Source organism: Microbulbifer sp. (assembly GCF_036563125.1).
Classification (GTDB): Bacteria; Pseudomonadota; Gammaproteobacteria; order Pseudomonadales; family Cellvibrionaceae; genus Microbulbifer.
On the sequence record NZ_DATCMV010000049.1, the window covers coordinates 1 to 11,134 of the forward strand.

Here is an 11,134-nt window from a genome sequence, read left to right on the forward strand (position 1 = left end):
CGACACCATGGCGGCGGCGATCCGCAATTTTGTCAACGGCATCGCGGTTACCGAGGTAGATCCGGCGTGGGTAACCAGTAAAGCGCTGTTCCTCACCGATGGTGTCGTCGCCAGCGGCGGCGGGCGCATCGAGAACAACGCCATCGCACTGTACGAATTCAAAACCGGCAGCGGCACCACCGCCTATGACACCTCCGGTATCAACCCGGCCATCGACCTTAACCTGTCCGGCGATGTGGAGTGGCTCGGCTCCTGGGGCATCCAGCTGAACGGCGGCAAGGCCCAGGCGGCCACCGCCACCAGCAAGCGCCTGTTCGACACCCTGAGCGGCACCGGGGAATTCTCCATCGAGGCCTGGGTGGCTCCGGCCAATGTGGTGCAGGAAGGCCCGGCGCGGATCGTCAGCTACTCCGGTGGCAACAGCATCCGCAATTTCACCCTCGGCCAGGCGATGTACAACTACACCTTCCAGAACCGCAACGACGCCAGCACCAACGCCGACGGTTTGCCCGCGCTGATTACCGACGATATGGCCGAGCGGGTGCAGGCAACACTGCAACACGTAGTGGCGACGTTCGACCCGATCAATGGCCGCCGCCTGTATGTGAACGGTGAATTCACCGGCGATGCGGACCCGGTGGCGCCGGGGCTGCTGTCCACCTGGGACGACACCTTCGCACTGGTGCTCGGCAGTGAAGCCTCCAACGAATTTGCCTGGGCGGGCTCTATCCGCCTGCTGGCGATTCACTCCCGCGCGCTTAACCAGGACGACATCCTCACCAACTACGAAGCCGGTGTGGGCGAGAAATACCTGCTGCTGTTCAAGGTGGAAGCGCAGACCGACGTGCCCCAGGGCTACGTGATGTTCGAGGTGCAGCAGTACGACAACCACGGCTACCTGTTCAGCGCACCGAAATTCATCACCCTGGAAGACGGCGTGACTCCGGACGGTGTGGTGATCCAGGGTATGCGCATCGGCATCAACGGCCGCGAGGCCGTGGTGGGCCAGGCCTGGGCCAACCTCGATACCACTGTCACCGCCAACCAGTACGATCCGGCGAGCGGACAGAAACTGTCGCCGCTCGGCACCATCATTTCCCTGGAAAAAGGCCCGACCTCGGACGAGTTTTTCCTCACCTTCGAGCGCCTCGGCAATGAGGAATTTGTGCGCGTGGAAGCCACCCCGGCACTGCCAGCCGCCCCCGCAGACCTCACCCCGCAACCACGTATCGGTATCCGCCGTTTCGAGCAGATCCACGCGGCGCTGTCTTCCGCCACCGGAATCTCCAGCGCGCACCCGGCGGTGATGGACACTTGGGAAAAGGTCAAACAGCAGCTGCCGGTGGAGGCCGATGTGCGCGGTTTCCTCGCGGCACAGCAAATGGGCATCACCCAGCTCGCGGTGAAATACTGCAGCACCCTGGTGGATGACACCACCAAGCGCGCGGCCTATTTCCCCGGGTTCGATTTCAGCGCGGGTGCAGCGAGTGCATTTGATAGCGACGCCAAGCGCGCGCAGATCATCGACCCGCTGCTGGAAAATCTCCTCGGCCGGCCGATCACCTGGCCCGCGGCCATGGGCGGGCACACCGCGCAGCTGGCAACCGCGCCCGATGAAAGCACCGTGCGCGCCGAGCTGAATGGCCTGATCGACACCATGACCACCTGCGGCAGCGGCTGCAGCGCCGATCGCACGCCGACCACGGTCAAGGCCACCTGCGCCGCGGCCATGGGCAGCGCAATGATTTTGATTCACTGATAACCGGCGCCAAGGCTCCCCCGGAACTGAAGCAATGAGCAAGAAAAAACATTTCGAACTGGACCAGCCACTGCGCCACCCGGACCACCACCGCCCGGTGAGCCGTCGGGACTTTCTCGGCCAGGGCTTCCGCGCCGGCATGGCCACCGTGCTGGGTGGTTCGGTTTTCAGCCTGTTTGCCAACCCGCGCATGGCCCACGCCGCGCTGTCTTCGGATCTCGAAGCCATGCGCACCCTCTGCGGGGTCAGCGCCAACGGCGCCGGCAAAATCCCGTTTATCTGCTTTGACCTCGCCGGCGGTGCCAATATTGCCGGCTCCAACGTGCTGGTGGGCAAGCAGGGTGGCCAGCTCGATTTCCTAAGCACTTCCGGCTACAGCAAACAGGGCCTGCCCGGCGATATGGCACCGTCAGTTACCGACGCCGCCGGCAACTCCTTTATCAATACCGACCTCGGCCTCGCTTTCCACAGCGACAGCCAGATGCTGCGCGGCATCCTGGAAAAAGTCGCTGCCGGCACCGCCGGCGCCATCAACGGCGCGGTGATCCCGGCGCGCTCGGAAAACGACACCGGCAACAATCCGCACAATCCCATGTACGGCATCAACCGCGCCGGCGCCAATGGCTCGCTACTTGCATTGATCGGTTCCCAGACCAGTGAATCCGGCGGCAACTCCATGGCGCCCATGGACCTCATAAACCCGGAAGTGCGCCCGACCAAAATCGATCGCCCCTCGGATGTAACCGGCCTGGTGGATGTTGGCGATCTGGTTGGCCTGCTCAGCCAGCAAGATACCGTTGCGGTGATGGAATCCATGTACCGCATCTCCAACGCCAAGCTCGGCAAGGTCAACACCCGGGTCAGTAACGACGCGGTGATCAAGGACCTGGTGAAGTGCGGCTACATGAAGAGCGCCGATCTCGCCGACCGCTTCGGTAACCCGAGCGCGCTGGACCCGGCGCTGGACCCGGATATTGTCGGCCCCGGTGGAATTTTTTCTTCCGATGAATTTTTCGGCGATCGCGAATTCCAGAAAACCGCCTCCACCATGAAGCTCGTGGTCAATGGCTACGCCGGTGCCGGCACCATCACCATGGGCGGTTACGACTACCACACCGGCGACCGCGCCACCGGCGAAATCCGCGATCTGCGCGCGGGCCGCTGTATCGGCGCCTGCCTGGAATACGCCGCACGCGTCGGCCAACCGCTGATGATTTATGTCTTCAGCGACGGTTCGGTATTCAGTAACGGCATGGTGGACGATTCCGCACAGGGACGCGGCAAAGGCGTATGGACCGGCGACAACCAGCAGACCGCCGCCTCCTATTTCCTGGTGTACAACCCCGCCGGCCGCCCACAGCTGCTCGGCGGCACCGCGGATGAACAGGCGCGACACCAGCAGCTGGGCTACATGCGCCCGTCCGGCGATGTGGAAACCGCAGGCAGCCCCGCGGCCAACAACGTCAACCAGCTGGTGCAGACAGTGGTGCTTAATTACATGGCGCTGCACGGGGAGCAGGGCAGTTTTGCCAGCCTGTTCCCCAACCATGGCCTCGGCAACGCCAGCCTGATGGACAGCCTGACGGCGTTTGCGCCGATTCGATAACAGAGAGCGATGTACCCGGTGCGAATATTCCTTTTCATTGCCGCGCTGTTTGCGACCGGTTCAAGTCACGCCGACTGGCACTACGACAAACAGGCAATCATGGGCACCGAGGTGCACCTGCAGTTCTGGGTCGACGACGACAGCAGGGCAGATGAAATCAAGCGCGCGGTGATGGACGAGTTCCGCCGCATCGATACCGCGCTATCGCCCTATAAAGAAGACAGTGAGCTCTCCCGGGTCAATCGCGAGGCGGGCAAGGGTGCGGTCAAAATTTCGCAGGAACTGGCGGATATTATCCAGAAGTCGCTGTACTACAGCGACAGGACCGGCGGCGCGTTTGATATTACCTTCGCCACCCTCGGCAGCCTGTACGATTTTCGCAAGGGCGAGAGCGCGGATATCAAAACCACGGAAAGCCTGCTGCCGGCAGTCAATTACCGACACATTGCACTGGATCGGGAACAGCTCAACCTCGCGTTCAAAGATCCGCGCACAAAAATTGACCTGGGCGGTATCGCCAAGGGTTATTCAGTGGATCGCGCAATCGGCATTCTGCAACGCTTCGGGGTGCAGAATGCCAGTGTCAGCGCCGGCGGCGATGCGCGCCTGCTGGGCGACAAACGCGGCAAGCCATGGCTGATCGGTATTCGCCACCCGCGTGACAGAAGCAAAAATGCCGCGGTGATTCCGCTGGAAAATACCGCGATATCCACCTCCGGCGACTATGAACGTTTTTTCATCGACGACGATGATCACCGGGTACACCATATCTTCAACCCGGCAACGGGCAAGCCAACAGATACCGATGCAGGTGATACGGGCAGCGACCAGGACAAGCTGATCAGTGTGAGTATTATCGGCCCCCAGGGCTTCGATACTGATCCGCTTTCCACCAGTGTTTTCGTACTCGGCAAGGAGAAAGGACTGGCCCTGATCGAACAAATGCACAATTTTGAGGCAATTGTTATCGATGCCAATCACCGGATGTTTTTCAGTAGTGGTTTGGAAAAATAATGCAAATTGGGTCACACCCAAATTGCGGAACCGTGCCATAATCCCGTGGCTTTACGACAATCGAATTTCAGGCTTTACCATGTTTTCCCTGCGCTCACTCAGCACAATCCTCGCCTCTCTTTCCCTTACCTGCGCGGTAACTGTGTCTGCACAGGAGGGGGATTTTGCCGCGGATAACCTGGAAAACCTGAAGCAGGACGTATTGAAACTGAACCGGGATCTGCTGGTACTGGAAGAAGACCTGCTGTTCCCGGCGCAGAGCCAGGTAGCGGTTTACGTTTCCATGGACGTCGGCCATTTTTTTGACCTGGACTCCGTCAAACTGCATATCGACAACAAACTGGTGGAAACCCACCTGTATACCGAACACCAGAAGCAGGCCCTGGTCCGGGGCGGTATCCAGCCGCTGTTCAAGGGCAACCTGAAATCCGGTGATCACAACATCACCGCATACTTTACCGGCATCGGCCCAGAACAACGCGAGTTCAAGCGCGCCGCCACCATCGAATTGAAAAAAACCGACGAGCCCGCGGTGATCGAACTGCGCATTTCCGATTCCGGCGGCAAGCAGCAGCCGGAATTCGAAGTGATCGAATGGCCGGCGCCCTGAGTCGGACGCCGCCATGCTGTTCCCCGCCTCCACCAGAAAATCCCTGTTCCGGTCGCCGCTGGCACTGGCCATTGCCGCCGCCCTGATGGCGACGCCGTCGGTTTATGCGGATAACGCGGCCGAAGTGCAGCCTGCGGAACAGAGCGAGAGCCATAAAGACGGATCACCTGCGCAGAAATTCCAGCAGGCGCAGGACATGCGCTATGGCAGCGCGCTGTATCACTACTTCCAGGGCAACAGCTTTGAAGCGCTGAGTACCCTGATGGTGTCAGACCTGCGCGGGGGTATTCAGCATCACGCGGATAATGCCGACCTGATCCGCGGTGGTATCAGTCTCGCCTTCGGTCTCGAGCACCAGGCCGCGGAATTGTTCGAGAAGCAACTGCGGAAAGCCGATGGCGAAGGTGACCAGAAACGTCTCTCCCGCTACCGGGAAATTGCCTGGCTGAAGCTGGCGGAACTCAACTACCGCCACCAGAACTGGGACACCGCCGCACTGCAGCTGGAGAAATCCGGCGCAATGCACAAGACCACCCTTACGCTCAATCTCGCCATTCGCAATGGCGACCTGCAACAGGCGCGGCAACTGCTGAACATGGCCGATCTGCCGGTGGCAGAAAGAGCCCTTGGGCACAACAATCTGGCGGCCGCACTGGCGCGCGCGCAACAGTTTGATATCGCCGCCCAGGACTATCGCCGCGCCGCGCTGCTTGTGGAGCAGGCCCTGAGCAGGCCCGATATGTCTGCCGAGGCGGAAGAAGAACTGCGCATCCTGCGCGACAAGGCGAAAATCGGGGCCGGCTACGCCATGGCCCTCGGTGGCGACCTGAACGCAGCGGCGGAGGAATTCCGCGGTGTGCGACTGGACACGCCCTGGTCCGCAGACGCGCTGCTCGGCCTCGGCTGGACCTCGGTCAACGGCGGCAACCACCAGCAGGCGGTCGATGCGCTCGGCTACCTGATCCGCGAAAACCCGCTGTCGCCGCAGGTGCAGGAAGCACTGCTGGCACTGCCCTTCAGTTACGAGCAACTGCGCCGCCCCAAACTGGCACTGCGCGCGTACCAGAACGCCGAGCGCAAATACGATCAGGCGCTGGAAGATCTGCACAACCTGCACAGCGCCACCGCGCACCTGCAGTTTGCCGAGATCAACGCGGAGGCGGATATCGACCTGCGCCGCTACGGCTGGCTGGAAGATGCCACCACGCCGGCACTTATCCGCATAAACCAGAAATACCTGCTGCAGATGATGCAGAGCGACCGCCTGCAACTGCAACTCGCGGAGCTGCGCGACCTGCGCCACCTGAATCGGGTGCTGGAACAGTGGCAGCAACGACTGCCGGAATTCCACACCTTGCTCGAGGAGCGCGAACAGCGCCGCGTCGACATCGTGCGCCAGCACGACAGTGCGCAATACGATCAACAGGTGCAGTTCGCCGAACAGGACCTGGCAAAACTGCAGGCCTCTCTCGCGCGTATCGAAGCGGAACAGGATGGGCTCGCCATGCTCGCCACCGCCGGTGGTGAGGAAGCGGAATATCTGCAGACGCTGCGGGATGCGGAAGCGCTCCATGCGCGCCTACGCGAGGCCGGCAAAACCGGCAATTACCAGCAGCAGACACTGGCCCGCGCCCGCGGCATTCTGCAATGGCAGGCGTCCGAGCAGTACCACGACAACCTGTGGCAAAAGCGCAAGGCTATCGCAGCACTGGAACAGCAACTGAGCGAAGCGGCGCGGCGCCAGCGCAAGGTCGCGCGTATCGCCGCCGAAGCGCCACAACTTAACCTGCTCGCGGGCAGCGTGGACGACGCCGGCCTGCGCCTGGCGCAACAGCGCAACACCATTGAACGTGCCAGCGTCGCGATCGAAACGCAGATCCGCGACGATATGCGCGCGGCACTGGTGCAGGCGACAGAGCGCGTTGAGCAGTACATGGCCCACACCCGTCTCGCCATTGCGCGCATCCAGGACGCCGCGATGCAGGGCATGTACGACCTGCCGCCGGAGATAGAGCCGGCCACCACCGAATCGCCGCCCGCCGATTCAGACAGCCAGGACGCCACGGCAAAGGATGTAACCGAGCCCGTTGCCGATACCGATGACAGCGCCGAAACCGAGTCCGAGATCGCGACCGAGGTGACATTGTGAAGTCTGCCCATCTCCGTCAGCGGCACACATTGCTCGCACTGGCCATCTGTGCCAGCACCACACTGGGCGGCTGCTCCGGCATCTTCAATCCCGGAACCGGTAAATTCCACCCGGGCACCACTCTCGCAGAGCTACCCGCCAGCCCGCTGCCCAAAGAGCCGCTGGTGACCATGCCACAGGTGGAACTGCCAGAACTGATCGGCAGTTACGAAAAGGCGCTCGCCGCCAACAGCGATCCGAAAACCCGCCGCCAGATCCAGTTGCGACTCGCCGACCTGGAAATGGAGCGCCTGGAGCAACTGCAGTCCGACAACCCCGCCATGGCCGTCGCCTATGGCGAAGCCGTGCGCCACTACGAGGCGCTGCTGCAGACCTCGGCGGACGACGACTACCTGGCCTACCGCCTGGCGCGGGCACGCGCGCTGGACGGCAATACCAGCGGCTCCCTCGCCGCGCTGGAAAACATTGTCGATACCGCGCCGGACTCCCCGTTTATCGCCGAGGCCCTGTTCCGCCGCGGTGAGGCCGCGTTCGGCCGCAAACAGTATCGCGCAGCGGAGCGGGATTTCGCCGCGGTGCTGGCAGAGGGCGACACACCCTTCGCGCGCAACGCCCGCTACATGCTGGGCTGGAGCCAGTTCAAGGACGCGCGCTATCGCGAGGCCAACGAATCCTTCCTCACCCTGATGGACGACCTGCTGGCGGAAAACGAACCGCGCCGGCGCCTGCTCGGAAAACTCGAGCAGGGCGAGCGACGCCTGGCCAACGACACCCTGCGGGTGTTGGCGCTCGGATACAACTACCTGGGCGGTGCCGAAGTCATCGAGTCGTTCAATCCGGACAAAGGCCCGCGTGCATATCAGCACCTGCTGTATCACGGCCTCGGTGACTGGTACGCGGAGAGCGAGCGTTATCGCGACGGTGCACAGACCTTCCTCACCTATGTGGCGCGCTACCCGCAGAGCGACGAGGCACCGCACATGCACGTGCGCGCGGTGGAAATCCTGCAGCAGGGCAATTTCCCCAGCGAAGTAATTCCAGCCAAGCGCGAATACGTTACCCGCTACGGCATCCGCAGCGAGTACTGGCAGAATGCCAAAGACAGTCAGCGCGACCTGCTCAAGGTACAGCTGAAGCCCTGGCTCGAAGAGCTGGCGCGCTTCGACCACGCCCGCGCCCAGGCGCTGGCAAAAGAAGCCCGCGGCGCGCGCAACAATGCACGGGTTGCCGACAAAGCACTGCGGGAATCCCGCGAGGCATTTCTCGCCGCGGCGGCACTTTACGGTGAATTCGTCGAGACCTTCCCGGCTGATGAACAAGCCCCCGAGCTCACGTTCCTGATGGCAGAGAGCCTGAACGACGCCGGTGAGTATGCGCAGGCGTTCAATGCCTACCGCAGGGTGGCCTGGGGTTACACCGCCGAGAAAGGTATCGCGCCCGCACGCGCCACCGAAGCCGGCTACGCCGCCATCCTGATGGCGGGCGAGGTGCACAAGCGCGAGCAAAACCCCGAGCGGGTGAACTACTGGCTGGACATGAAAACCGAGACCAGCCTGCGCTTTGCCGACACCTGGCCCCAGGACCATCGCGCACTGGCAGTGCAGCTGGATGCGGCACACAACCTGTTTGAACAGTACCGCCACCAGGAAACCATTGCCGCTGCGGAAAAAGCCGCGGCGTGGCAGCCGGCACCGAATGCGGCACAGCGCCGCAGTATCCTGCTGCTGCTCGGCCACAGCTATTTCGAAATCGACAATTTCCCCGCGGCGGAAAACGCCTACACCCAGCTGCTGGCAGGCATGGCATCCACGGATCCCGAATACCTGAACACCCGCGACCGCTTGCAGTCCTCTATCTACAAACAGGCGGAGCTGATCCTCAAGCAGGTGCAGCTCACCAGCGACAGCCTGGAATTTGTCGCGCCCACCGAAGAAGCCATCGCGCTGTTGCTGCGCGTGCGCCAGAGCGGCCGCTCCGCCATCGCCGCTACCGCCCAGTACGATGCCATCACCCAGCTGGTGCGACTGCAGCGCTGGCCCGAGGCACGGGCCGAAGTGGCAGATTTCCGCCAGTACTATCCGGATCACAAACTGACCCCATCCCTCGCCGCCAAAGCGGTGGCTATATACCAGGGCATGGATATGCCGGAAGCCGCCGCCGGCGAGCTGATGGCGCTGGCCAACAACGATTCCGACCCGGAGGTGCGCCGCAGCTCCCTGTATCTGGCAGCCGAGCAGTTCGAGCAGGCCGGCAATACCGCCAGAGCGATCGATGCCTATCGCCAGTACACCCGCCAGTGGCAGGAACCGGCACTGCAGAATCTGGAAGCCCAGTACCAGCTGGTGTCGCTGTACACAAAAGCCGGCAATCAGAACGAGCGCAACCTGTGGTTGAAGAGCCTTTCCGGCAACAGAGTTTCCGAACCCCGCGGCCGCTATCTCGCCGCCTTCGCCCAGAGCGAACTGGCGGAACAGAGTTACGCGCAGTTTGAGCGCCTGGCGCTGACACTGCCGCTGAAACAGAGCCTGAAAAACAAGAAACAGGCGATGGAGACCACGGTAGCGGACTACAAGAAAGTGCTGGGGTTCGGCATCGCGGAATTTACCACCGCCGCCAACTTCCGCCTGGCAGAGGTCTACCGCCAGTTGAGCCGCGACCTGATGGACTCCCAGCGACCCAACGGCCTGAGCCCGCTGGAACTGGAACAGTACGAAATTCTGCTGGAAGAACAGGCGTTCCCGTTTGAGGAGAAGGCCATTGAACTGCACGAGGCAAATATCCAGCGCACCGCGGATGGGGTGTACGACAAATGGGTGAAGAACAGCTTCTCATCCCTGGAAAACCTGCTGCCGGCGCGCTACCGCAAACCGGAGTCGACCGTGGAGTGGAGCGATGAGGCCTACTGATATGAAAAATTTGTATCGCTTCGCTGTTGTCGCGACGCTCGCCGCACTGTTGGCCGCCTGTAGCAGTAGTCCAACCCAACCGGACATCGCCGATGGCGCCGAGCCGGTGCTGGATGAAAATGGCCAGCGCGTCGTCAGCCCGAACCCCTATCTCGCGGAGCCCGCCAATGTGCCGGCGGATGCGCAGCAGGCGATCGCGCGTGCACGGGATTTTTTCGGCCAGCAACAGTACCAGGCGGCAGAGACCGAGCTGCAACAGGTAGTCGCCCAGTGGCCGAACCTTTCCGGTGCCTGGCTGAATCTGTCGAAGGTGCAGCTGAAACTGGAGCAATCGGAACAGGCGGAAACGAGCCTGCGTCAGGCGGTCGCTGCGAATGACAAGAATGTGTATGCGTGGAATTCTCTCGGGGTTTTACTGCGCGACCAGGGCAAGTTTGAAGACGCCCGTGTGGCGTATGAAAGTGCACTGACGCACTGGCCCGATTTCGCCATGGCCCACCGCAATCTGGGTATTCTGTTTGATCTCTACCTGCATAAACCGGAACAGGCTTTGCATCACTACCGCGAAGCGCGCGCGCTTGAGCAGGCGGAGGACAAAGTGCTGGCGGGCTGGATTGTGGATCTGGAGCGGAGAATGTAAGTCATGCAGAAATTGATTCATCTTTTTGCACTATCACTGCTGGCCGTTTCGTTTTCCGCTTTTGCCCAGGAGGAGGGCGGTGAGGTGATTACACTGGAGTCCACCATTGTGGGCAGCCAGGAACAGCCCAAGGTGCTGTACATCATCCCGTGGAAGCAGGCCACCAGCCTGGAAAAAATCGAGAGCACAATCCACACCGCCATCGACCACAGTTTCCAGCATCAGGAATATTCTGAACTGAAGCGGGAAATCAAGTTGGTGCAGGAAAACCAGAGCAATAAATAATTAGGCGAACCAAAGCCACCAAGGCAAAGCTAACGAAGTACAAAAATACAAATTTAAGGCCGAGTGCCGGGTATGGCTTTTCAAAAGCGTCGGCGACAGGGACGTCGCCGACGCAGCGTACATGGATGTATTCACAGCGGTTTTGAAAAGCCATACCCGGTACTC

The 11,134-nt window shown here is 61.5% G+C and carries 9 protein-coding genes; 8 read left to right on the plus strand and 1 reads right to left on the minus strand.

The window, feature by feature from the left end; genetic code table 11:
• The 8 genes from VIL80_RS03720 to VIL80_RS03755 form a co-directional block, all read left to right on the plus strand.
• Positions 1-1,759: LamG domain-containing protein (locus VIL80_RS03720; protein ID WP_332034816.1), on the plus strand; the 1,759-nt coding region annotated here is incomplete at its 5' end.
• Positions 1,760-1,793: 34 nt separating this feature from the next.
• A complete protein-coding gene (locus VIL80_RS03725) occupies positions 1,794-3,365 on the plus strand; it encodes a hypothetical protein (protein ID WP_332034817.1) in 1,572 nt (523 codons plus the stop codon).
• A gap of 18 nt (positions 3,366-3,383) precedes the next feature.
• Positions 3,384-4,379, plus strand: coding sequence for an FAD:protein FMN transferase (locus VIL80_RS03730; protein WP_332034818.1), 996 nt, complete (start codon positions 3,384-3,386; stop codon positions 4,377-4,379).
• Positions 4,380-4,458: 79 nt separating this feature from the next.
• Positions 4,459-4,989, plus strand: a complete 531-nt coding sequence (locus tag VIL80_RS03735) for an AraC family transcriptional regulator (protein WP_332034819.1) — start codon at positions 4,459-4,461, stop codon at positions 4,987-4,989.
• 13 nt (positions 4,990-5,002) lie between these two features.
• Positions 5,003-7,138 (plus strand): ATP-binding protein, encoded by a 2,136-nt coding sequence (locus VIL80_RS03740; protein ID WP_332034820.1) that lies wholly within the window; start codon positions 5,003-5,005, stop codon positions 7,136-7,138.
• The gene (locus VIL80_RS03745; RefSeq protein ID WP_332034821.1) at positions 7,135-10,044 is read left to right on the plus strand and encodes a tetratricopeptide repeat protein; all 2,910 of its coding nucleotides are present in this window, start codon (positions 7,135-7,137) and stop codon (positions 10,042-10,044) included. The genes VIL80_RS03740 and VIL80_RS03745 overlap by 4 nt, the downstream gene beginning before the upstream one ends.
• 1 nt (position 10,045) lies before the next feature.
• Positions 10,046-10,684, plus strand: coding sequence for a tetratricopeptide repeat protein (locus VIL80_RS03750; protein ID WP_332034822.1), 639 nt, complete (start codon positions 10,046-10,048; stop codon positions 10,682-10,684).
• Between the two features lie 3 nt (positions 10,685-10,687).
• Positions 10,688-10,969, plus strand: a complete 282-nt coding sequence (locus VIL80_RS03755; RefSeq protein WP_332034823.1) for a hypothetical protein — start codon at positions 10,688-10,690, stop codon at positions 10,967-10,969.
• Here the strand turns inward: VIL80_RS03755 and VIL80_RS03760 are convergent.
• Positions 10,935-11,134: hypothetical protein (locus VIL80_RS03760; protein WP_332034824.1), on the minus strand; the 200-nt coding region annotated here is incomplete at its 5' end. The two genes, VIL80_RS03755 and VIL80_RS03760, sit on opposite strands and share 35 nt — an antisense overlap.

Coding starts and splice junctions, on each gene's coding strand:
- VIL80_RS03725 (WP_332034817.1), top strand. CDS start 1,794: ATGAGCAAGAAAAAACATTTCGAACTGGACCAGCCACTGCGCCACCCG.
- VIL80_RS03735 (WP_332034819.1), top strand. CDS start 4,459: ATGTTTTCCCTGCGCTCACTCAGCACAATCCTCGCCTCTCTTTCCCTT.
- VIL80_RS03740 (WP_332034820.1), top strand. CDS start 5,003: ATGCTGTTCCCCGCCTCCACCAGAAAATCCCTGTTCCGGTCGCCGCTG.
- VIL80_RS03750 (WP_332034822.1), top strand. CDS start 10,046: ATGAAAAATTTGTATCGCTTCGCTGTTGTCGCGACGCTCGCCGCACTG.
- VIL80_RS03755 (WP_332034823.1), top strand. CDS start 10,688: ATGCAGAAATTGATTCATCTTTTTGCACTATCACTGCTGGCCGTTTCG.